Annotated in this window: 18 protein-coding genes; all 18 read left to right on the forward strand. The window is 34.4% G+C overall.

What is annotated here, in order from left to right:
- The first annotated feature begins 217 nt into the window (after positions 1-217).
- Positions 218-1,672: an S-layer homology domain-containing protein gene (locus BUB48_RS02760; RefSeq protein WP_073024301.1), complete on the forward strand. Its 1,455-nt coding sequence runs from the start codon at positions 218-220 to the stop codon at positions 1,670-1,672.
- A gap of 84 nt (positions 1,673-1,756) precedes the next feature.
- Positions 1,757-3,157 carry a S41 family peptidase gene (locus BUB48_RS02765; RefSeq protein ID WP_073024303.1) on the forward strand — a complete coding sequence of 467 codons (1,401 nt, stop codon included), beginning with the start codon at positions 1,757-1,759 and terminating at the stop codon, positions 3,155-3,157.
- 103 nt (positions 3,158-3,260) lie between these two features.
- Entirely contained in the window at positions 3,261-3,380 is a 120-nt protein-coding gene (locus BUB48_RS17720) for a four helix bundle protein (RefSeq protein ID WP_139249890.1), read from the forward strand.
- Between the two features lie 15 nt (positions 3,381-3,395).
- Positions 3,396-3,647, forward strand: coding sequence for a four helix bundle protein (locus BUB48_RS19020; protein WP_084524321.1), 252 nt, complete (start codon positions 3,396-3,398; stop codon positions 3,645-3,647).
- A gap of 143 nt (positions 3,648-3,790) precedes the next feature.
- Positions 3,791-5,398: a CTP synthase gene (locus BUB48_RS02775; protein WP_073024305.1), complete on the forward strand. Its 1,608-nt coding sequence runs from the start codon at positions 3,791-3,793 to the stop codon at positions 5,396-5,398.
- 210 nt (positions 5,399-5,608) lie between these two features.
- Positions 5,609-6,853 (forward strand): hypothetical protein, encoded by a 1,245-nt coding sequence (locus tag BUB48_RS02780; RefSeq protein WP_073024307.1) that lies wholly within the window; start codon positions 5,609-5,611, stop codon positions 6,851-6,853.
- A gap of 261 nt (positions 6,854-7,114) precedes the next feature.
- Positions 7,115-7,369 carry a four helix bundle protein gene (locus BUB48_RS02785; protein ID WP_073024309.1) on the forward strand — a complete coding sequence of 85 codons (255 nt, stop codon included), beginning with the start codon at positions 7,115-7,117 and terminating at the stop codon, positions 7,367-7,369.
- 384 nt (positions 7,370-7,753) lie between these two features.
- Positions 7,754-12,133, forward strand: a complete 4,380-nt coding sequence (locus tag BUB48_RS02790; protein WP_073024311.1) for an Ig-like domain-containing protein — start codon at positions 7,754-7,756, stop codon at positions 12,131-12,133.
- A 211-nt stretch (positions 12,134-12,344) separates the two neighbouring features.
- Positions 12,345-14,831 (forward strand): O-antigen ligase family protein, encoded by a 2,487-nt coding sequence (locus tag BUB48_RS02795; RefSeq protein WP_073024313.1) that lies wholly within the window; start codon positions 12,345-12,347, stop codon positions 14,829-14,831.
- Positions 14,832-14,856: 25 nt separating this feature from the next.
- The gene (locus BUB48_RS02800) at positions 14,857-16,152 is read left to right on the forward strand and encodes a GumC family protein (RefSeq protein WP_073024315.1); all 1,296 of its coding nucleotides are present in this window, start codon (positions 14,857-14,859) and stop codon (positions 16,150-16,152) included.
- 11 nt (positions 16,153-16,163) lie between these two features.
- Positions 16,164-17,315 carry a glycosyltransferase family 4 protein gene (locus tag BUB48_RS02805; protein ID WP_073024317.1) on the forward strand — a complete coding sequence of 384 codons (1,152 nt, stop codon included), beginning with the start codon at positions 16,164-16,166 and terminating at the stop codon, positions 17,313-17,315.
- Positions 17,312-17,920: a sugar transferase gene (locus BUB48_RS02810; protein ID WP_073024319.1), complete on the forward strand. Its 609-nt coding sequence runs from the start codon at positions 17,312-17,314 to the stop codon at positions 17,918-17,920. Before BUB48_RS02805 ends, BUB48_RS02810 begins: the two co-directional genes overlap by 4 nt.
- 11 nt (positions 17,921-17,931) lie before the next feature.
- Complete coding sequence (locus BUB48_RS02815) at positions 17,932-18,579, forward strand: acetyltransferase (protein ID WP_073024512.1); 648 nt, start codon at positions 17,932-17,934, stop codon at positions 18,577-18,579.
- Entirely contained in the window at positions 18,566-19,051 is a 486-nt protein-coding gene (locus BUB48_RS02820) for a VanZ family protein (protein ID WP_073024321.1), read from the forward strand. The genes BUB48_RS02815 and BUB48_RS02820 overlap by 14 nt, the downstream gene beginning before the upstream one ends.
- Before the next feature lie 12 nt (positions 19,052-19,063).
- Positions 19,064-20,182, forward strand: a complete 1,119-nt coding sequence (locus tag BUB48_RS02825) for a DegT/DnrJ/EryC1/StrS family aminotransferase (protein ID WP_073024323.1) — start codon at positions 19,064-19,066, stop codon at positions 20,180-20,182.
- Positions 20,183-20,207: 25 nt separating this feature from the next.
- Positions 20,208-22,493, forward strand: a complete 2,286-nt coding sequence (locus BUB48_RS02830) for an O-antigen ligase family protein (RefSeq protein ID WP_073024325.1) — start codon at positions 20,208-20,210, stop codon at positions 22,491-22,493.
- A gap of 33 nt (positions 22,494-22,526) precedes the next feature.
- Entirely contained in the window at positions 22,527-23,300 is a 774-nt protein-coding gene (locus BUB48_RS02835) for a glycosyltransferase family 2 protein (RefSeq protein WP_073024327.1), read from the forward strand.
- Complete coding sequence (locus tag BUB48_RS02840) at positions 23,297-23,959, forward strand: transposase (RefSeq protein WP_139249892.1); 663 nt, start codon at positions 23,297-23,299, stop codon at positions 23,957-23,959. The genes BUB48_RS02835 and BUB48_RS02840 overlap by 4 nt, the downstream gene beginning before the upstream one ends.
- The last annotated feature ends 309 nt before the right edge of the window (positions 23,960-24,268 follow it).

The following is a 24,268-nucleotide window of genomic DNA, read 5'->3' on the forward strand; positions in this document are numbered from 1 at the left end:
TCAACCGTTCCCTACCCTAAAAGAATCCCCAATATACTTACCTATAATTTATAGCAAGATTCCGAGGTATATAAAAAAAGATAAAGGTATGTTAAACAATGAATGAAATTAGTTGCTTAGTCACAATATTAACCTTTAGTGTATTTTAGTGAAACCTTTAGTGTCTTTTAGTGGTTATAAAATAGACCCTAAAGGAATACCTGAAAGGAGACTTTCTATGAAAAAATTAATCACAACCTTAATAGTCCTGTTGCTCATCTCTACGGCCTCCTATGCAGACATAATAGAACCGGGGGTCAGCAATGAATCACAATACAAAGAAATAGTATTCCTGTCAGGTGCTCCTGTGGAATTTACCGGTAAGCTGCAAATCAAGCAATCGGGCAAAGGAGACCAGATTAAATACACCTACGACTATAACCTTACGGGTCCCAACGGAGCTACCCTTACAAGAAAAGTGATATATGTAGTCAATGAAAATACAGACTCTGAACTGAAGCAAATCAGTACAGGTCTCACTCTGGACCCCAAAGCAAAAGTATCCGAAAAAATCACCATAGGCGATAAAACCTATGTGCTGGAAGAGCAAATACTCAACAAGGCTTCCATAACCCAGGACAAAAGCATCATTAAATACACTAGCGGAACCTGGAACGGCAGGAAGACCTATTCCCAAGGACAAAACAAAGTAATAGTTGACATATACGGCGAGAATTATAAATATGATAATACATGGAGTACAGTTGAGACAGCCATGATAAGGCATATCATCACATACCAGAATAAAGTGGGAACATCAAGCACTGTGCAAGAAAGCACCGGAACAGTGGAATACGGTGTGACAAACATAAGGGAGAAGGAAATACTATCTCAACAAAGCCTGCCTAATCAGATAAGCTTTAAAGAAAGCTACATGATTAGCGAAAAGGAAGAAAATACAGTAGTATATAAATACGATATGCCTGTTATAACCAATGGGAAAACAACCAGCAGAAAAACAGGAGAAGGAAGCTTCAAGCTCACCACCATGCCTAAACTTACTTCCCTGCCCATACCCCAATATCAGGACATCCGAGGATACTGGGCAGAAGAGGATATAAACAGGCTTTTCAGTCTTGGAGTAATTGATGGCAATGGTAAATACTTTAATCCCAGAATTCCAATCAACAGGGCAGAATTTGCAAAAGCCATAATAAAAGCCTGCGGGTTGGAAATAGATACGGAAAAGCAAAAACCCAGATCCAGAAAAGAAGTTCAGGAGGACATAATATTCTCAGATGTAGATGCCAATCACCCATACTACCCTTACATAAAGAAAGTTACTGAACTGAAACTGATGAACGGTACAGGGTACAACACCTTTGGACCTGATGAAAACCTCACGAAAGCCCAGGCGGTAACCATACTGATACGAGCCCTGGGGCTGGAGAATATGAGCACCTTCAATCTGGGAAAAACCTTTGCCGATGAAGACCAGATACCTGACTGGGCAAGAAAGGCCATCTATGTGGCAGAAGAATTGGATATAATAGACCCCAATGAATACAACATGATTCAGCCCAATAACGGTCTCACCCGCGGCGAAGCTGCAAACATGTTAAACCGCTTTATAACATATCTTCAAAAAGAAATCAAAACAGATTACCGTGAAAGAGTTGTAAACTTTAATTAACGGGAATCTAGCGGCAAAAGGAATCCGATAACTACTGGAAACCAGACCCAAGAGGCCATACTCAAAAGAACAGGAGTTGGTAAAATGAAAAAAAGATTTCTGGCAATAATATTGATAATAGTTTTGGCAATATCAGGAGCAGTGTCAGCAGATACCTATGACTATAAAGAAACTATAAGTACTGTGGAATCCCTCATGGAAATCATCAAATCCGACTACTATAAAGATGTAGATGAAACGACACTCATTCGCGGAGCCATAGACGGCATGTTCAAAACCTTGGACCCGCACAGTACTTACATGGATGCCGAAGAATTCAAGGAACTAATGAACTTTGCCAGCGGCGAATACGGCAGCATAGGTGTTTTAATAGAAAAAAGAGACGGCAATATTACAGTAGTTGCACCCATAGCTGATACCCCTGCAGAGGAAGCCGGTCTGGATACAGGAGATATAATTGTATCCGTAGATGGTACCAACATCAAAGACTATACTCTGGGAAAGGCCGCGAGCCTGATAAAAGGAGATCCCGGCACTAGGGTAAAACTGGGGATAATAAAGGCCGGTACATCAGATGTTGTATATATAGAACTCACAAGAGCTCTTATAAAAGTTGAATCTGTAAAAAGAGAAACTCCCTTTGACAGAAAAAGCGAAGATGAAATAAAAGATTCGCGCATAGGATACATAAGGCTTACAGAATTCAGTGAAAACACCTACGACGACTTCAAAGATGCCATAGAAGAATTCAAAGCTCAAGGGAAGAAAGGATTGATAATAGACCTGAGAAACAATCCTGGAGGCCTGTTGAGTAGCGTTGTTGAAATATGTGAGGAAATCATACCTGAAGGACCTATAGTTCACATAGATGCCAAAGGGGAAGAAAATGATGAAACCTATAGCTCAACCCTGAAAAACCCGCCCTTTAAAATAGCAGTGATAGTTAACGGAGGCTCTGCCTCTGCAGCAGAAATACTTACAGGAGCAGTAAAAGACTCAAAAGTAGGCGTGGTGGTAGGCACCAAAACCTATGGCAAAGGTACTGTTCAAAACGTAATGTACCTCACCAACGGCGGCGGTATCAAGATGACCATAGCCGAATATCTCACCAGAAACAGAATAAATATAGACGGTAAAGGTATAGAACCGGATGTGAAGGTAGAACTGCCTGATTCGGAAGATTTGGCTCCTGTGAAGATGGACAGGGACATCACATTGGGTACTGTAGGACTGGATGTATACGGCATCCAGCAAAGGCTTAAAAACATGGGCTATCAGATGAGCACAGACGGCGTCATGAACCAAGCTACTTTGAACGCTATAAATAAATTCCTGAAAGACAACAAACTTCCGGAAGTCAAAGTCCTAACCAAGGATGCCCAGAAGAAAATCCTTGAAATCTATAGCAAAGACATCACCAAATACATCAAGGATACTCAACTTGAAGCTGCCGTCACCGAGCTCCAAAAACTATTAAAAAACTAACAACCAAAAATCAATATGAAACTCACCATTTCATATTGATTTTTCTTTTTTATAAATGTAAAATATAAAAGTTATAATATGAATGAGACAAAGGATGGTTAAAGTGAGCGGAGTTGATTTTACAAGACTTAATGTTTGGAACGAAGCTAAAACTTTAGCTGTTGATGTTTACAAATCTACAAATAAAGAACCTGTTTCAAAAGATTTTGGCTTTAAGGAATAAGTCAGGCATGCAGCAATAAGTGTAGCATCTAATATCGCAGAAGGAAATGATAGAGAAACAACTAAAGAATTTATAAGGTTTTTGTATGTTGCAAAAGGATCTTTAGCTGAACTTATGACGCAAATAGAAATAGGTAAAGAAATAGGATATTCTAGTGATGACTATGAAGCTTTAAAATCATCTTGCGTTAAGGTTGGAAATATGCTGGGAGCGTTTATCAAGACTCTCAAAGCACAAGAAATTAAAAAGAGTCAAAGTAAAAACTAAATTAAGCAGCGCAGATTTATGAGTCAAAACCCAAAATAAACCGAATCACAACAAGACCTTAGAGCAATACCAAGGAGAAATATTACGTATCACGAATCTCGGATCACGAATCAAAACCCTAAAGGAATACAGGAGGTAAAAAAATGACTAAATACATCTTCGTTACCGGCGGCGTAGTCTCATCCCTCGGCAAAGGCATCACAGCAGCATCCTTGGGAAGACTGCTTAAGAACCGCGGACTAAAAGTAACCATGCAAAAAATAGATCCATACTTGAACATTGACCCAGGAACCATGTCACCCTATCAACATGGAGAAGTCTTCGTCACCGATGATGGAGCGGAAACAGACCTGGATCTAGGTCACTACGAAAGATTCACCGACAACAACCTTTCCAAAAACAGCAGTGTAACAACAGGCAAAATATACTGGTCTGTTATTAATAAGGAAAGAAAAGGCGACTACTTAGGTGGAACTGTACAAGTCATCCCTCACATAACCAATGAAATCAAGTCTAGGATATACAGGGTAGGCAAAGAAAGCAGCCCTGATGTAGTCATCACCGAAATCGGCGGCACCGTCGGCGATATTGAAAGTCTCCCCTTCTTGGAAGCCATAAGACAGATAAAATATGAAGTAGGCAGTGAAAATGTACTCTTTATCCATGTCACATTAGTACCATATCTCAGCAAAGCTGGAGAACTTAAGACTAAGCCAACCCAGCACAGCGTCAAAGAACTCAGAAGCATAGGTATCCAGCCTGATATCATCGTCTGCAGAACAGAAAAACCTCTATCCAAAGAACTGAAGGACAAAATCGGACTATTCTGCAATCTGGATGGGGAATCCGTAGTTCAAAACACAGATGCAGACACCCTATATGAAGTACCCCTCCTATTAAATAAGGAAGGTTTGGATTCATTGGTGGTAAAGAAGCTTGGACTTCAATGCAGTGAACCAGATTTGGAAGAATGGAAGTCCATGGTCAATAAAATACTTAACCCAAGGAATAAAGTGACAATAGCCTTGGTAGGCAAATACGTGGAACTCCATGATGCATACATGTCTGTGGCAGAAGCCTTAAGCCATGGTGGAATAGCCAATGATACGGAAGTGGAAATAAAATGGATTAATTCATGTGATCTTAATAATGAAAACTATGAAGAAATGCTTAAGGATGTAGACGGCATACTTGTTCCAGGCGGCTTTGGAAAAAGAGGAGTAGAAGGAAAAATATTGGCTGCTAAGTTTGCAAGGGAAAACAAGGTACCCTACTTCGGTATCTGCCTTGGCATGCAGATTGCAGTAATAGAATATGCAAGAAATGTTCTGGGTCTGAAAGAAGCCCACAGCACCGAACTGGATCCGGCAACCCCTTATGGCGTAATAAGCCTTATGCCTGAACAAGCTGATATAGACGAATTAGGAGGTACCATGAGGCTAGGATTATACCCCTGCAAGCTCATGGAAAACACCAAGGCTTACGAAGCATACAAGGATGAATTGATATTCGAAAGACACAGACATAGATATGAGTTCAACAATGAATATAGGGAAAAGATGATGGAAAAGGGCCTTGTACTCAGCGGTCTTTCACCGGATGAAAGACTGGTTGAAATAGTGGAAATCCCCGACCACCCATGGTTTGTAGGATGCCAGTTCCATCCCGAATTCAAATCCAGACCCAACAGACCTCACCCACTATTCAAGGATTTCATAAAAGCTACAATAAAATACAAAGAGGGACGCTAATAAGTCCCTCTTACCGCTTTAAAAACTTTCATGGAAAGCGTCATGAAAGTTTTTTTATGACCAAAATTTAAGCAAAAGGTATTTCCTCAATTATGTCGAATATGTAAACCCATCCACAAATTTTGCTGTCAATCTTGCCATTAAATGCTTAAACTAAGTATTTATCAGGCAGAATTTATGGAAAATGATTAAAAGGCGGGAGGTTTAAGGATGAAAAAACTTATATCGTTTGTAATGATTATAGCCATAACGTTAAGCTTCACTGGATTGGTAAATGCTCAAACTTATTACTATACCCTTATGCCTGGAAAAAACTATGAAATAATAAATAAATCACGCAAAGAAATAAGAATATATAAAGAGTCCAAGGAAATCGATCATTTTGACGAAGCTGCATATTATAAGGAAAATTCTTATGATTCTTTTTGGAAAGTTGAATATTACAGAAACAAAGGCTATACACATATACAATTATATCCGGAAGGCCGTACTGTGGTCACTGTGTGGGAGAATTCAAAACCTATAGTTATAAAAAATGATATAAATTACGAAATTAGAGAAATAGAATATCCTGCACTTCATTATGGAATTTTAAAATCGGGAAAAACCTATGAATTCAAAAATCTTACCTATTCAAAAATAGATATAGGAACCAGTCCCGGTGCAGATAAATTTTTTGATGAAGCAGGTTATATTAAATCTGATATAAAAACTTATCAAAGAAAATCTGCCTATACACCCATATCAATTCTTGGAGGCGGAAGCACTTTAGTCACCGTACCATCCTCCTCTCCGGATATAGAATACTACTATTGTTATGATGAATTTGACAAAAGGATAGAAGTAAGGGAAGTAGAAGGCCCTTCATTATATGTTGGAGTGCTGGAGCCGGGGAAAAGCTATGAGTTCACAAATAAATCCGGCAAAAATATAGAAATGAAAGCCAAGTATAGTAAACAAAGATATTTTGATCAAACTCTTTATTATAACGATGGAAATCTTTCAGTTTCCAGAAAGAAGGACAAATCCAGCATACTTTTGATGCCGAAAGGTCGCACTGTAGTCACTGTACCATCTACCTCATTGGATATAGAATACTACTATGGATATAATGAATTTATTCAAAATATAGAAATAAAAGAGGTAAAAGATCCGGCACTATATGTAAGCGTACTAAAATCAGGAAAGACCTATGAGTTTATAAATAAATCAGAATTAGATATATATTTGGAGAATGATTTTGGTCCCGATAAACTATATGATGCTGATATATACTATGAAGATGGAAAAGTCGTATCTAACAAGGAAATTGCCTATACACGCATATATATACCTCCCAAAGGCCGTACTGTAGTAACCGTGCCCCAATCATCAACGGACATAGAATTTTTTTACGCCTATGATGAATACATGAGATACGTTATAGATAATACAGGCATGCAACCTAAAAAATAGGGGAAAGAATATAAGACGTATTTTAAATAAGAAGAGAAAGTATCAAATTTATGGTCCAATCCTAGCCCAAAATTCATACTGTATTGATGTTATACATAAAAAAATTAATATTAATATGGAAGAAAAAACTTTCACATAAAAATTCTGTGAAAGTTTTTTCTATCCACAACCTATCCACAAGGAATTTCCCCAATTATGTCGAATATATCATTTCGTCCATTTTATGGCTAACTGGCCATATACATAGCATGGAGGATATTAATGAGCAAAAGCTTTAAAGATCTTAAAGTCTGGCAAGATGCAAAGCAATTAGCAGTCGAAATATATAATGTAACAAATGATGATACATTTAATAAGAACTATAGTCTTAGAGACCAGATTCAGAGATCAGTTGTAAGCGTTGCCAGCAATATAGCCGAAGGCTGTGAAAGGGATAGTGATAAGGAGTTTGTAAGATTCCTGAATATAGCAAAGAAGCCGGGTGCTTTAGTGAGATCAATAAAAAGAACATTTTGATCTTAAATATGTCACAAAAGCTAGCAGCTATTTATAAGAAACCTTTGGATAGTGGCAAGTGATCAGCTACTAAATACTAGAGACTAGCGGCTGTAAATATTACATTAATGTTACACTTACTTACCACTAATTGACTCAACATCTTTAACTTGCTATAATGTGTAACAGAGTACAAAGTTGCTCTATAATACCTTGTTTACCATGGAAGATTTCTCAAGGGTCTAAAAGAAAAGACTCGAGAGGGATAACTGAAGACTAGAAGCTAGTGACCAGAGACTAGCGACTAAATTAAGGTAGCCCTCCCCATCTTGGGGATGCATATACATACGGGGGTTGACGCTACAATATACTCCCAAGAAATTATAATCATAAGGAGGAGAAAAAATGAAGAAAGTTCTAGCACTCGTATTAGCATTTGCTTTGGTTTTCACATCAATTCCAGTAGCATTTGCTGATACAGAAGTTAGCGCTGAAGCTAAAGCACTTGCCACAATCGGCATGCTTCAAGGCGACGGCAATGGTGTGACTGTGGAATACACAGCCAAAGACCTTAACAAACTCACAGCTGCTATAATGATCCTTAAGCTTAAAGGACTTTATGAAGACGCTGTGAAATATGAAGGAACAAACAATTTCGTTGACGCTGACAAAGTAGCATGGGCAGAAGGCAAAAACATTCTTGCTTATGTAAAAGACAATCCAATCGGATTCGGCGGCAATGAAAAAGGTGAATTTGGTCCATATGATACTCTAAGCGAGCAAATGTACTACAAGGTATTGCTTGAGAACTTAGGATACAAGCAGACTACAGCTGATGTAGCTGGAGATTTCGCTTGGGAAGAAGTTCTTACATTTGCTGAAAGCATAGGTTTAACACCTGCTAAAGCTGACAAGTTCACAATTGATGGACTTGCAAAAGCTACAGTTTCAGCTTTGAAAGCTAAGACTAAAGACGGTAAAGTTTGGGCACAGGTTTTAGTTGAAGCTGGCAAGATAGACAAGGATTTGGCAATCGCAGCTGGCATATTGGAAGAAGCTAAAGCTGTTGAAGTTGCTGTTAAATCAGTTAAAGCTATCGGTAACACAGTAGTTGAAGTTGAATTTGAAGCTGAAGTAGAAAAAGCAGCAGCTGAAAATCTTGCTAACTACTCAATCGAAGGACTTGAAGTTAAATCAGCTTTACTTGATGGAACTAAGAAAGTTCTTCTTGAAACATCAGCTCAAACAAGTGGTAAGACTTACACATTAGTAATTGGCGAATCTAAATTCAATTTCGGTGGTAAGGCAAAAATAGCCGGAGCTCCTGAACTTAAGAAAGTTACAGGCACAGACACTGAAAGAGTAGAATTAGAATTTGACAAAGTTCTTGACTTTGAAACAGCTACAAATGTAGAAAACTACAGCATAGCTAATGTTAAAGTTGTAAAAGCTACATTAAACTCTGACAGAACAAAAGTTACTCTTGTTACTGAAGGCCTTGGCGCAAACAAGACTCATACAATAAAAGTTACAAATGTTAAATCAGTTGACGGTGTAGCCCTTAAGTCAGCTTCAAAGACTTTCTATTCAAAGAGCGACAAAGTAGCTCCAAAGGTAGAAAAGGCTGAAGCATTAACTTATACAAGAGTATTGGTTAAATTCAATGAAGAATTAGACAAAGAAACAGCTGAAAATGTTGAAAACTACACAATCGACAAGCTCACAGTTGAAAAAGCTGTATTGGTTGCAGATGATTCTGCAGACGAAGTAGAAAGATGGGTAGAACTTACTACTTCACCACAAAAAGCTGGAACTTCCTACACTGTAAAGGTTAAAGGTGTAAAGGATACTTCAGTATTAGGCAATGAAATGGTTAAAGAGGCTTCTGCTAAATTCACAGGCAAGGTTCAGGATAAGACTGGTCCTACTGTAAAGAAAGTAGAAGTATTGAACAGAAACAAAGTATTGGTTGAGTTCAGCGATGCTTCAAGACTTGACTTTGCAACAGTTCAAGATGTTAACAACTATTCATTCAACAAAGACATTGCTGTTGAGAATGCAGAGTTAACACCTGGCTATACTGCTGATACTAAGAAAGTTATACTGACTGTATCAGACATGGCAGATAAGACTACTTATAAGCTTACTATTACAGGTGTTGCTGATGAATACGGCAATGAAATAAAGAAAGTTGAAAAGTCATTCAACTATAACAATAGTCAATTAGATGCATCAAAGATTAAGAGTGTAGTTGCTAAGTCTGCTACAAAGATTGAAATTAACTTCAGCAAATATCTTGATCCTGTTACAGCTAAAGATGTAGCTAACTATACTATAAACAACGATATCGGTACTCCTGTATCAGCTAAGATAAATGATGAACTTAATAAGGTTACTCTTACTGTAAATGAACTTACAGAAGGTAAGACTTATAAAGTAACTATCAATGGTGTTCAGGACTTAGCTGGAAATACATTAAAGACAACTGCTAGCTTCGTTGCTTTGACTACTGAGAACGATATCGAAGCTCCTCAAGTAGAAGATATCACATCAGTTAACAGAATAGTTTTGAGAGTAACATTCTCAGAACCTATAGCAGTTAAAGGCAATGATAAGATCATCAAAGCGGTTATTAAAGAAGTAAGAAAAAATACAGAGATAGAATTGCCTCTTGGAGCAGTTTATGAAGGCGATAAAGTTCTTGAGTTCACAAATGCTGACAAATTTGAAGATGTAGAATATCAATTGGTAGGATTCAAATATGTAGCTGATAAAGCAGGTAACAAAGTTGCAATAGATGAAGAACTTACTTTCTGGGGTGATGTCAGCGTTGAAGAAAATGTTGACTTCTCTTGGGAACAAGTAAACGTTGCAAAATACAGACTTACATTCTCAGAGAAAGTAAAACTTATAGGAACAGATGCTAACTTCGTAGCTGATGATGCTGATGCTTTAGGCATGGATACTGTATGGTATCTGAAGAAGAAAGTAGCTGTAGATAAGAAAGCTTTCGATCAGAATATTAATGATAAGTTCCAGACTAAACATGGTATAAAGATAAACAACACTGATGACGAAAAAGAAGGACGTACAACAATCGTTGCAAGTATGGAAGATACAGATGCTCCATATATTGAAAACGTAGAAGCAGAATACAGAAACAAAGTAAGAGTATACTTTAATGAAGATATTCAGACTTATGGTAAGTATGAAATATCTTACTATGATGCAAATGGAAAGTTAAAGAAAGTTACTGTAAATGGTTCAAAAGACCCAGATAATGACAATGGCGTTATATTGAATCTGACCAATTTGTCATTAAAGTCAAGATTCACTTACACATTAAAGGTTGTTACACCTGTTCAGGACTTAGCAAACAATAAGTCTGAAAAAGATGAAGAATATGACTTCCCAGGAACAGACTTAGTTGCACCTGATAACTACATCCTTGGTGTAGAAATAACTAACGGTAGAAACATAAAGGTTAAGACTTTTGATAAGGTAGATGGTGCTACAGTTACCTTGTATGAAGGTAAGAAGGAAACTCCTAATGAAATCAAGGATATAATAGTAAATGTATCCGGAAAAGAAGTAACAATTTCATTGTTGAAGACAGCTCTAAGATTAGATGTAGACTATATAGTAGTTGTTGACGGAATGGAATATAAATTTGAAGGAACAGTTTCTGACAATGTTACTTTCTATGATGACGGTAACTATACAGTAATCACATATAGTGATATGAAAGAAACTGACGAAGTATATGTAAATGGAGCAAAGGCTACTGTAAACAAAGATGGAAATGGAAAATTTGTAGACTTTAGAGTTTCAAAAGTAGAAGTAAAAACAATTTTAGTTCTAAGAGATGGAGTTGCTCTATACTTCTTCGTAGAAGATGGAGTTGACAACCCAACTGTAGATACTGATGAAGCACTAGCTGATTTGTTAGAAGCATTGACTAACAAGAACTTAAGAAAGATTAAGCTCTCTAATCCTGGTGCTGTTATTGACCTAAAAGCAAATAATGATCTTGAAGGCAAACTAAAGATCGGAAGATTAGTAGATATAGACTTCAATGGTGCTGAAGTAAAAGGCGACATTACATTTGATACTACAGAAGTAGGCCAAATGACTATTAGCAAAGGCAAAATAAACGGTGACTTAGTTGTTAACGTACCAAAGGCTGACTTTGTAGTTGGAACTGGCATGACAGTTACTGGAAATGTAACTATTAAAGACGTAAAGAGTAACTCATTCTATAACGAAGGAGTTCTTGGAACAGTAGTTGTAGAAGCAGCTAAAGCTATTAGATTGGTTAACAAAAATAATATAGATAAAGTAGCAATTAATACAACATCAACAGTAACATTAGAAAGTGCTAGAGATATAACTGTTGAAAACGTATTAGAAGATGGAAAAGCAAAAGTAGTTATTAATGGAACAACTTACGAGCTCAACAAAGGAGGAACTATAAAAACAAAGGATGAATCAGTTGTAAAAGAAGTATATGACGCTTTAGACATTAAAGTTGCTGAAGGTGATACAGTAGAGGCTGTTACTAAGGGCTTTAGCGTACAAGTTAAAGACGAAAATAAGGGTGTAAGCATTTCTTGGGAAAGCGATGACGAAGATGTAGTTACTATTGACGAAAATGGTAATGTTAAAGTTACTAGACCTGAAGATGAAGATGCAGTTGTTACACTAACTGCAAAAGTACAAAAAGGTCTTGTAGAAATGGTTAGAGAGTTTATTATCACTGTAATAAAGGCAGATAAGAAAAACTAAAATAAAAAGAACCGGGAAACCGGTTCTTTTTATGGTTAATTTCAATGGTTAGAGTGGGTATTAAGTGTGAATGCCCGCTCTTCCTTTTTACCAAAAATTACATAAGATAATATGGTACTTTTCATTCATATATTCCTAATAATATTTGAAAAACTCCTATCTTTGGTATATTATAGATATGTAAATCAAATATGATCAAGGAGTGCAGTATATGGTTAAAGCAATATCAGCATCAAATAGAAAATCAAGTAAAAAAGAAAATTGGTACATAAAGAATAGCAAATATATTGAATATACTTTCTTAGCAATATTATCAATATTTATGATAATAATCCCCTTTTACAGAGGATTATTTTTTAGAGAAAATTATATGCCTGCTATAAGCTTTGTAAGCCTTCTTTACTTAGCCTATTTGGTGTACAAGCTTTTAAGTAAAGAAAATAAAGTGGTTAATACATATCTCGATATAGCTGTATTAGCCATTCCAGTTTGTTATTTTATATCTTTCTTATTTGGAGTTAATGCGAAGGATGCTTTTGATGCTGTACTTATATATTCTAGTTATTTTATGATATACAGAATTGCTTCTGGGTTATCAAGTAAAAATGAGAAGATAAGAAGCACATTAATAAATGTTATAATACTAAGTACTTTTGTCACAGCCTTTACTTCCATACTCGTGTTGGCGAAAGTCATATACTTAAATGGAGTAGTTGTTTATGACAGATTATATGGTTTATATCAATACGCTAACACTACTGCTTCAGTATTGGGAATTGGAATTGTACTTGCAATAAATACATTGATGAGAGCTGAAGACATAAAAGTTAAACTTATATATCAGATAGTCCTCACCACGCTATTGTCAACGTTTATATTTACATTATCTAGAGGAGCTTTTTTGGCCATAGCTGTTGTATTGCTCCTTTATTTTCTAGTGGTTGATGGACAAGGGAAATTGAAGTTGGTTCTGAATTTAATGATATCATTTTTATCAAACCTAATGTTTATATTTAAATACTATACGGAAGGTCAAGCAGAGTACAACAATATAATGACAGAATATATATTAAGCATTGTTATAGCTCTAGTATTGACCAGTATTTTACATTTATTGTACAAAAAATTTTTAAAGAACATATCAAACAAGGCTGTAAATATAGCCTTTACATTTGTAGTGTTAATTTTTGCTGGCTTTATGGTGTTTATATTATCAGCAAAAGAGTCAATAGAGTATAAAATTGAACATTTAACCGGAGAAGAAAAGTCATGGAAGAATACGACCATATATATGGAAAATATAAATAAATCAAAAGACTATTCTCTTGAATTTGATGTAAAGTCTTCTTTGGAGAATCCTAATAGCTATGGAGTAATAATAAGAAGCTATAATGAAAAAGAAGAATTTGAAGAGATATATAAAGAGTTTAATTCTGTTGGGAATGATTTTGAACATAAGAAAATAGAGTTTACAACTTTAAATGATACGTATCGTTTGGCTCTTTTATTTTACAATTATGAAACCGATAGTTATACTATTTATACTAACATTGTTCTTAAAGATGATATGGGAAATATCATTAAAAAGCAGGATCGCTTTAAATATTTGCCTGATACAATAGCCAACAGATTTACAAATATAAAATTGGATGATAATAATGCTTCAAGCAGAATACAGTTTATAAAAGATGGTATAAAAGTATTTAAAGATAATATAATCATAGGTGCCGGAGGAGGCGGCTGGAAAAATCTATATAGGCAGTATCAGTCAAGACCATACAACACAACAGAAGTTCACAATTTTTATGTCCAGTATGCCATAGAAGTGGGCTTGTTAGGACTAATTCCTTTGGTTGTTATTTTAGTTCAGCTTCTAATAGGATGTATAAAGGCTATTAATAATAGATCAAATTATTTATCCATATATTTGGCAGTACTGTTAATGTTTATGCATTCATCAATAGACTTTAACTTGTCATTAGTAGCTGTAGCATATATATTATGGCTTCTTATAGGAATATTAAACACAGATAGTAGTTTAAAGCAAATCATCCCTAAGTGTGAAAAGTGGAACCATATTGCTCTAGCAGTTTTATCATTGCTTATATTTACTTTCTCTTCCACTAGAGTTTATGCTATAAACATTGGAAAAGAAGCTTCAAAGATTATAAATAAAGATATAAACAGATCGATTGAGTTATATGAAAAAGCGATTAAATATGATAAGTATAATGGGGCCTATAGGATTGACTATGCACAAATAATGAGCAAAAAATTAGATGAAGAAAAAGATAAAAAATATTATAATGAGGTAATGAACCAAATTGGTAAAGTAACTGAATATGAGCCTTATAATGCTGTTTACACTCCGAAAATAATTAATCTAATGTTATCTTGTGGGCACATTGATGAAGCAGTAAGCATGGCAAATATTAAAGTTAGTAAAGAACCTATGTTATCGGAATGGTATAATCAAAAGATAGAAGTAAATTATCAGATAGCCAAATATCTTATAGAAAATGATCAGGTTGATAATTCAATAACTTACCTTAAGAATGTTCTTGAAACAAAACAGCAACTGGAGGAAACAAACAGCAAATTAGCGAAACCGATAAAACTGTCTCAAGAATATGAGACCAAAATAGAAACAGCTATAAGTTGGATGGAACAAGCTGACAGGATTGAGAACAGAGAGTAAAATTATATAGGAGAGGTGTATATAAATGCAGGAAGAAATAACTTTACGGGAATTAATAGAAATACTGCTAAAAGGTAAAAAACTCATAGCGATAATAACGGTTGTAGCAATTGTAGCATCAGGAATATTAAGCTTTCTGATCTTAGATCCTGTATATGAAGCAAAAACCATACTTATTGCTTCAGGAGTAAATGCAAAAGTACAAACTCAATCTCAATCGCAGGGAATCGAAGAATTATTGGATACTATGTCCAGATATCCTCAGATGTCCATAGAAACATATAAAGAGCAGATAAGTAATCCTCATATATTAAATCAAGTAATCCAAGAACTTAACTTGGAAGAGAAGGGTATTAACAGAGTACAGTTGAGAGACATGCTGAGTCTAAGTACTATAAAAGATACTAATTTGATTACAATAGCAGTTAAACATAGTGATCCCGTATTGGCTGCAGATATTGCCAATACTGTGGCGAAAAAATTTACTGCCCATATATCAGATATAGCCAAGGCTCAGGCAGATAAATCATCTAATTATATAAAAACCCAGATGGATATAGAGAAGGAAAATCTTGATGCAGCATTGCTGGAATACAAGAATTATCTGGCACAACCTAAAGGGCTATTAGAACTGCAAAAAGAAGTAAATTCAAAGACAGATCTCATAACTCAATATAAAAATGATTTGCTGAATGCAGAGATAGAAGAGAAAAAGATAACAGCATCTTTGGAAGCTGCGAAAAAGGAATTGGCAAATACTCCGGAAAGAATAACACTAAAAAAATCGATAGCAGATGACCCATTGCTTACACAATATGCTGAAAATAAAAATGATAACACTATAAAAGATGTTCTTAATATAGATTTAGAATCTGAAGAGTTGAATAATTTATATATAAATTTGAAAAATCAAGTGAATAACTATGAAATACAGCTTTCTCAGATAAGAGCGCAGAAAGAAGCCTTATCTAAAGCTATTGAAGAAACTGCAAACGAATTGGAAACATTGCAGGTAGAGCTGGCAGAGAAACAGCATCAAGATAATATAATGAAGCAGAAAGTTGAGTTTGCCCAATCTACCTATGAAGCATTTCTCAATAAATATGAAGAAACCAGAATATTAAAATCCTCGGACATAGGAGAAGCAAGTATAATTATAGTTTCACCAGCAGCAAGACCACTTACTCCTGTTGGGCCCAGAAAAATGTCGAACATTGCTATAGCAGCAGTATTAGGTTTTATGGTTGGAGTATTTGTAGTATTTTTCAAAGAATATTGGACTAGCACAAGCTCTACTGATAACAATTCCATAAAGGCATGAGGTAATCAAACATGTCTCTTAAAGTTATGCAGCTATCTTCTTTAGATATAACTATATATAAATTTATACTTCCTATGATGAAATCATTGAAATCACAAAATTATGAAGTATTATTTGCTTGTAAGGACATGGGTTTTCATGATGAGATAAAGAAACAAGGGTTTGATGGATATAAAATAAATATTGATAGAAAAATTGATATTATAAGCAACATTAGAAGTGTCATAGAGATATATAGAGTATTAAAAAAAGAAAAGGTTGATATTCTTCATGTTCATACTCCAATTGCCGCAGCGTTGGGTAGAGTAGCTGCAAAATTGGCAGGAGTGAAGGTTGTATTTTATACAGTACATGGTTTTTATGTGGATAATCCTATTTTTTATAATGTTGAGAAGATATTGACAAGATACTTTACATACCATGTATTTACAGTAAACCAAGAAGACTATGATTTTGCCTTAAATAACGGTTTTGCAAGGAAGGATGAAATAACAAACATCAATAGCGTAGGTATAGATATAAAGAGATTTAATCCAGTTAATTTTAATACCGAAGATAGGATTCAGATGCGAAACTCATTAAATGTTGATGAATCAGATATCACAATAGGCTTTATAGGGAGATTAGTAAGAGAAAAAGGTATTCTTGATTTGGCAAAAGCATTCAGGGATATCGCCGATGAGTACCGTAACTTAAAGCTCATAATAACAGGGCCTTCAGATCTTGATGAAAGAGATAAATTTGCAAATGATGAGTTAAGAAGTATCATCATTGAAAATAAATTAGAGGATAAAGTTATTTTTACAGGCTATAGAGAGGATATACCTGAGCTTTTGTCAATAATCGATATTTTTGTGCTTCCTTCATACAGGGAAGGTATGCCTGTCTCCCTTCTTGAGGCCATGGCAATGGAAATACCTGTTGTTGCTACAAATATTAGAGGGTGTAAAGAAGAAGTAAATGATGAATGCGGTATATTGTATGATAAGGGAGATATTGAGGGCTTGAAATATGCATTATCATGCCTTATAGAAGATAAAATGCTTAGACAAAAAATGGGAAAGAAAGGTAGATGTAGAGTCGTCCAAATGTTTAATGAAGAAGAATCTATCAGGAAGCAGTTAGAAGTATATAAGATGGTTATGGATGAGGTTACAAAATGAGGTTTCAGATTATTGTCAAAAACATATTGGATTTTATTTTTTCACTGCTGTTTCTAATTATATTGCTGCCTATATTTGTTATCATTGCTATAGTAATTAAATTAGATTCAAAGGGCAGTGCCTTTTTTATACAAGAGCGAGTAGGAAAAGATGGCAAGTTATTTAAAGTATATAAGTTCAGGACGATGTATCAAAACAATAAGCAAATGAAAATAGATGAATATTATACGGAAGAGAATGATCCCAGGATTACTAGAATAGGCAGGTTTCTCAGGAAAACCAGCCTTGATGAATTACCACAACTAATAAATATTATTAAAGGTGAAATGAGCTTTATAGGACCTAGGCCAACATTGAAATATCAGGTAGACCAATATAATGAATTTCAAATGCAAAGGCTTAAGATGAGACCGGGTGTAACAGGCTGGGCGCAGGTAAATGGCCGTAATAGCATACCTTGGTCTGAGAGAATAAAATATGATGTCTATTATGTAAATAATTACTCACTATTTTTTGATTTGAAGATATTATTGAAGACCGTCAAGGTTGTATTGTCCCATGATGGTATATACGGAGAAAAAGAGAACTTTGTAATTAAGGATTGATGGAAGTAAATATGAAGGATATAGTTATACTTGGAGCAGGAGGCTTTGGAAGAGAAGTAGCCTGGCTGATAGAGGAAATTAATAAAATAGAATCTCAATGGAATCTGCTGGGGTTTATTGATGAAGATTTAAGCAAGCATGGCAGTATCCTAAACGGATACAAAGTCCTTGGAGACCTGAATTGGTTGGAAGGGAAAGATGAAATTTATTGTGTTTGTGCCCTAGGTAGTACTACTTCTAAAAAAGCTATGGTACATAAGGCAAAGGAAAAAGGTGCCAAATTTGCTACACTGATAGATCCTTGTGTAAGAATTTCCCAAACTGTAGAAATTGGTGAAGGTACAATTATATGTGCAGGCAATGTTTTGACTGTTAATATAAAAATTGGGGAACATGTAGGTCTTCATGTAAATTGCAACACTGGGCATGACACTGTAATTGATGATTTTGCTACCATACTCCCAGGGTCTAACATAGCAGGCCATGTGTATTTAGGAGAAGGATGTTTCATAGGAACTGGAGCATCAATAATAAACGATATAAACATAGGAAAATGGACAACTATAGGAGCTGGAGCGGCAGTTATAAGGGATATCCCATCATACTGTACAGCTGTTGGAGTTCCTGCGAGGGTGATTAAGTATCATGAGAAAATATAGCATATTTAAGAAACTTATTTGGGTTATAACTGTATTATGGATGTGTATGATCTTTTACTTCTCTCACCAGCCGGGAGAGGTATCGAGAATGGAATCTGGTAAGATTCTCCATAAGATGGACCTAATTCAAGAAAACGACATAAATACAGTGGACAATTATGAGGTCCTGAGTTTACAGCGAGTTATTAGAAAGTGGGCGCACAAGATAATATATTTTACATTAGGAATACTTTTTGTATTGTCCATCATTAACACAAGATTTACAAACATAGTAACTTATTTAATATCTTTTATAGCTGCTACAGTATACGGTGCTACAGACGAGCTTCATCAAATGTTCGTACCTGGCAGAGGACCTCTTTTAAGCGATGTGTTTCTTGACTCTGTCAGTGCATTGACAGGAGTAGTTTTTATTGCAGTGATTATTGAACTGTTGAAGAAAACAAAATTTGATTTAAAAAAATTTATATAGATGGTGAAAAAAATGAAACAGATACCTTTAGCAAAACCGGATATAACAAATAGAGAAATTGAATATGTGGCAGATGTTCTGAAATCAGGAATACTCAGTATCGGTCCAAAAGTGGCCAAGTTTGAAGAAATGATTGCCCAATATGTCGGGGTAAAGCATGCAATTGCAGTGAATAGTGGGACAAGCGGACTACATCTCATTGTAAGAGCAATGGGAATAGGAGAAGGAGATGAGGTCATAACCACCCCATTTTCCTTTGTGGCATCATCCAATTGTATCTTGATGGAAGGCGCTAGACCTGTATTTGTAGATATAGACAAGAATACTTTAAACATTGATATAGATAAAATAGAAGAGAAGATAACAGATAAGACAAAGGCAATACTGGCTGTAGATGTATTTGGTCATCCTGTTGATATGGAAAGAATAAATGCTATAGCAGAAAAGCATAATCTTAAAGTTATAGAAGACTCTTGTGAGGCATTAGGTAGTGAGTTTAAAGGAATAAAATGTGGTAAAAATTGTGATGCCGGAGTGTTTGCTTTTTATCCAAACAAGCAGATAACAACTGCTGAAGGTGGAATAATTGTAACAGATGATGATACCCTGGCAGACTTATGCAGGAGCATGAGGAGTCAAGGCAGGGCTATAACAGGTACATGGCTTTATCATGAGAGACTTGGATATAATTATAGGCTTAGCGAACTTCATGCAGCCTTAGGTATTGCTCAAATGGAGCGTATAGATGAAATATTAAAGAAAAGAAGCAAAGTGGCAGAGTTATATAATGATTTGTTGAGAGATGTTCCAGGTGTGTCTATACCGTATATAAGCCCTCATGTAACCATGATGAGTTGGTTTGTGTATGTGATAAGGCTAGATAAGGGCATAGATAGAAATAAAGTGATGGAAGAATTACAAAGTAGGGGGATAGGGTGTAAGCCATATTTCACACCTATAAATCATCAACCATTTTATAAGGAGTATTTATCATCTGATACTGATCTTAGTGTCAATGACGATGTATCTGAAAGAACTATAGCTATCCCATTTTATACTACTATGACAGAAGAAGAAGTAAAATATGTGGTAGATAATTTAAAGTATATTTTATGTAAAATGGAGTATTAGGAAAATATATAAAGGATTGTGGCATATGGATAATTTATTGCAAAAATCAAAAAAAATACTTATATATATTATAATAGCAATGCTGCCTGTAATGACATATATCAACCTGTTTGGGAAAATCAAAGTCAATGTATCTGTTGCGGATATTTTTATTGGATTGTTAGCAATAGTAACACTATTGGACTTTAAGAATTTTTCACTCAGAAGAAACTTTCCTCATTGGTGGTACTTTGCAGGGCTTATTTTATGGTCTATCATCTCAAATACTATCGCATATTACAACCAGAATATAGTAAGCGGCAGTATATTGCATACCATAAATGAACTGATAAAGTTTGCTATATCAGGACTATACTTTTATGTTGGATACAACAGTTTCAAAGATAGAGAAGATTATAAGAAAGTATTGAGAGTGTGGATCTATACTGCTGCAGTAGTATCAGTAATAGGCATATTTGTGACCATAAACTTATATCTAGGCAATATGATACAAGACGGACTTTTCATCCATAGCGATACAGGAGCGAAGAGGTTAGTAGGTACATTGACTGATCCTAATCTTGCAGCTGCCTATTTGAATTTGTCATTTTGGATTTCTGCAATGTTTTATAATGTTTCTGAAAGCAAAGTTTATAAGTATTTTGCTATAGTAGCTTGTGTTTTGATTTTTATAAGTATGCTTTTGACACAATCAAGAAGTGGAATTATATCATTTATCATTGGTTTATTAGTATTTATTGCATTTAAGTTTCACAAAATCTATAAATATTTACCTATTATCATTCCCTTCCTATTCATACTATATTTTGGTATACTAAATATTGATGCAAGTTACTTTGATAATAGTTTTTATAACAGCACAGTAAGAAGATTTGAACAGGTTGCAGAAGGTACCGGTGAGTGGGAGATTAGATCGAATCTTTCGAAGGCTGCTTTTATGATGGGCAAGGAAAATTTCATTTTTGGTGTTGGAAGAGGAAATTATGTTAATAATTCCAAAATCTATTATGAAAAAATAGGTATAGATACAACTTCAAGCAGCTATGAATGGAATTATGGAATTAAAATACCCCATAATACATATGCAACCTTTTTCGCAGAGCTTGGCATTATTGGTTTAGCACTGTTTTCAGTGATATTTTTCATGGTTGGTAAAAAAATAATTGGTTCAAAAAATATTTTATTTATAGCAATGCTCATTACATATATGGTACAAGCCTTTGCAGTGAATCTGGAGAATTTCAGAGGTATTTGGTTTGTGTTGCCATTCGCTGTATTGGTAAATGGTGTTGAGGTTGCTACGTATAACAAGTTAAATGAGAATATTGACAAAAGGATATTCAGTAGATATGCAGTTACTTGTATTGTAATGATTTTTATTGCAGTTATTATGTTATTAGATACTGCTCCAAAATATTCAAAACCAATAACACTTGGAGTTAATCCTGTAGTTGATTATGTTGATGATGTGGCATCAGATGAAGAGTACATATTAAGATACTATATAGAGGGACAAGCAGAAGAGGAAGATAAACCATCAAGCTTCATTAAAGTCTATGCGATAGATAAGGATGGACAAAAGGGTCTGATTCATGAAATATCGCACTATAACCCAAAAGGATATGCTTATATACCTTTTATTGTTCCTAATCATACTAGGAGAATAGCTATAGAAGCGGTTGGGACATCTGATGAGCAAAAAGTAATAATAAAGGATGTACTGCTTGTTAATAAAAATACCGGAAAAGCAGATAGACTTTTTGCTGATTCAAAATATTTACCAAACTGTATAGAAGGCTATCTGGCTGATATAGTTTTTTATAAAAAGAAAGTTGAGCAAGATATAGATTCTTATAAATTATTTGCTAATACTTTTGTTACTGATGATGCAGAAATAGAGACTACTACAAAACAAACTATTCTATATTTTAAGGGTGATAAAGCTATTAATATTTCAGATAGAATTCTTTTTCTTGGAGCTATAAAAGAAAAAGTGGATGGTAACAAGATTAAGATAACTTTGAAGTTTAAGTGCATTGATAAAATTAATAAAGAATACTCTCTATGGTTACATGCTGGTGTTATAGATCAAGGTATAGTATCAGAAAGTAGAAAACAATATGGATTTGAAAACTGGGATCATGAGTTTAAAATAAAAACTACAGAATGGCAAATAGGCCAGATATATGACGATACATTTGAAATAGAGGTAAATGAGGGGCAGTATGATATGAAATTTGGATTTTGGAATGCAAAGAGGGGAGAAAAATTATATCCAATGATATATTTAGGTTGGACATTATTCATATGACTTTGTAATAAGAAATATTATTGGAGGTATTTAATGAGTGATTTAGTATCAATTATAACACCATGTTATAATGCTGAAAAATATATAAAAGATACAATTGAATCTGTACTAAATCAGGATTATTATAATTGGGAACTAATAATCATTGATGACTGTAGTAGTGATAATAGCAAACTAATAGTAGAAGAATATATGAAAATTGATAAGAGAATTAAATTGATATCGCTAGATAGAAATAGTGGTGTAGCTGTTGCAAGGAATACAGGTATAAATGCTGCCAATGGAAGGTTTATTGCTTTTTTAGATAGTGATGATTTATGGTATTCAAATAAACTATCAAAGCAAGTATATTTTATGAAAAAAAATAATTATTATTTTACTCATACAGGATATGAATTAATTAATAATGAAGGAGTAAGACTTAATAAAGTAATCAGAATACCAGAAGAATTAAATTATGAAGAAATGTTAAAAGGGAATTCAATTGGATGTTTAACTGTAATGCTTGATAGGAGTGTATTAAAAAAAATTGAAATGCCCAATATTAAGCATGAGGATTATGCAACTTGGTTAGATATAACTAAAAGTGGGATTATAGCCCATGGCTTGGATGAGAATTTAGCTTTATATAGAAAATCAAAAAATTCTCTTAGTTCAAATAAGTTAAAAGCTGCTTTATGGACTTGGAATATTTTTAGAAATAGACAAAAACTTAGTTTCATCAAGTCGATTAAGTGTTTTAGTTTATATATAGTTAGAAGTTTAAAAAAACATTTTAATTACCTAGATTTTGTACAAACAAAATGAAACAATTTGGATTAAATTACCTTGGTAAATCATCCAATAAATACATGGAAAACATTGAAAAGCTTATGTTCATAAAAGGCCTGAAGTTCATTATTAAAGGCTATTCTTTAAAGAAAGCTGCAAATATTACTAAAGTTGTATTCTTTGACTTATATGAGAAAGCTGATGATGGTGTATATGAATTATCAAAGCTTGATAGTGATTTAAGGACTATTCTTGTACAGATACTTGGTACTAGAAGTGAGCTTTCATATACATCACTTCATACAAACATCGAAGAATCTGAACTATCTGCAGTAGAAGCTTTTCATTTTTACAATGGCCATCAAACAATAGAAGCTTTCTTTAAGATTGCTAAAAACACATACGGAATCAAGAATCTTAGAACTGGCAGCTACTATGGGATATATAGCTTTATATGGTTATTATATATGGCTCATAATCTAATATCCTGGTTTAAGGTAAATAAACTTAAAAGATCAGAATTATATAATGTAGGTATAAAAAACTTGGTAGAAAAATGCTCTAAAATCAAAGGATTGGTAAAAAAGACATCAGATGGCATTAGTGTCATTATAGACCCACTATCAAAGTTAGCTAAATTGCTGCTTGAGGCACTATCGGAGACCAATAATGCCCAATTGAGTTTTCTTAATTAAACATTTATTCGTAGCTTGTTTGTACAAAATTTAGGTGGATAATACATATTTTGGTATAGATTTTGTTTATTCTGATTTTTAACACATTAAAAAGATGAAGAGAAGTAAGTTAAATAAAAGTTATTACTATAAAATTACGTTTATAGCAGAACATGGATATAACAAAAATATATCATTAAAGAGAACTTATAGTCATTATATAATGGTTAGAAACTTGAGAAAATATCTTAATGCTAGGAAAAAGCCAGATGCTATTTATTGTGCTGTATCATCTCTAAGTTGCTAAGGTTGCTGCAGAATACGCATTAA

The sequence above is a fragment of the Lutispora thermophila DSM 19022 genome (genome assembly GCF_900142105.1).
Lineage (GTDB): Bacteria > Bacillota > Clostridia > Lutisporales > Lutisporaceae > Lutispora > Lutispora thermophila.

Excerpts from the sequence above, each read along its gene's own strand:
- BUB48_RS02805 (WP_073024317.1), top strand. The coding sequence starts at position 16,164 with ATGTCTCTTAAAGTTATGCAGCTATCTTCTTTAGATATAACTATATAT.
- BUB48_RS02830 (WP_073024325.1), top strand. The coding sequence starts at position 20,208 with ATGGATAATTTATTGCAAAAATCAAAAAAAATACTTATATATATTATA.
- BUB48_RS02790 (WP_073024311.1), top strand. The coding sequence starts at position 7,754 with ATGAAGAAAGTTCTAGCACTCGTATTAGCATTTGCTTTGGTTTTCACA.
- BUB48_RS02815 (WP_073024512.1), top strand. The coding sequence starts at position 17,932 with ATGAAGGATATAGTTATACTTGGAGCAGGAGGCTTTGGAAGAGAAGTA.
- BUB48_RS02835 (WP_073024327.1), top strand. The coding sequence starts at position 22,527 with ATGAGTGATTTAGTATCAATTATAACACCATGTTATAATGCTGAAAAA.
- BUB48_RS02825 (WP_073024323.1), top strand. The coding sequence starts at position 19,064 with ATGAAACAGATACCTTTAGCAAAACCGGATATAACAAATAGAGAAATT.
- BUB48_RS02775 (WP_073024305.1), top strand. The coding sequence starts at position 3,791 with ATGACTAAATACATCTTCGTTACCGGCGGCGTAGTCTCATCCCTCGGC.
- BUB48_RS02760 (WP_073024301.1), top strand. The coding sequence starts at position 218 with ATGAAAAAATTAATCACAACCTTAATAGTCCTGTTGCTCATCTCTACG.
- BUB48_RS02765 (WP_073024303.1), top strand. The coding sequence starts at position 1,757 with ATGAAAAAAAGATTTCTGGCAATAATATTGATAATAGTTTTGGCAATA.
- BUB48_RS02800 (WP_073024315.1), top strand. The coding sequence starts at position 14,857 with ATGCAGGAAGAAATAACTTTACGGGAATTAATAGAAATACTGCTAAAA.
- BUB48_RS02795 (WP_073024313.1), top strand. The coding sequence starts at position 12,345 with ATGGTTAAAGCAATATCAGCATCAAATAGAAAATCAAGTAAAAAAGAA.
- BUB48_RS02840 (WP_139249892.1), top strand. The coding sequence starts at position 23,297 with ATGAAACAATTTGGATTAAATTACCTTGGTAAATCATCCAATAAATAC.
- BUB48_RS02810 (WP_073024319.1), top strand. The coding sequence starts at position 17,312 with ATGAGGTTTCAGATTATTGTCAAAAACATATTGGATTTTATTTTTTCA.
- BUB48_RS02780 (WP_073024307.1), top strand. The coding sequence starts at position 5,609 with ATGAAAAAACTTATATCGTTTGTAATGATTATAGCCATAACGTTAAGC.
- BUB48_RS02820 (WP_073024321.1), top strand. The coding sequence starts at position 18,566 with ATGAGAAAATATAGCATATTTAAGAAACTTATTTGGGTTATAACTGTA.
- BUB48_RS02785 (WP_073024309.1), top strand. The coding sequence starts at position 7,115 with ATGAGCAAAAGCTTTAAAGATCTTAAAGTCTGGCAAGATGCAAAGCAA.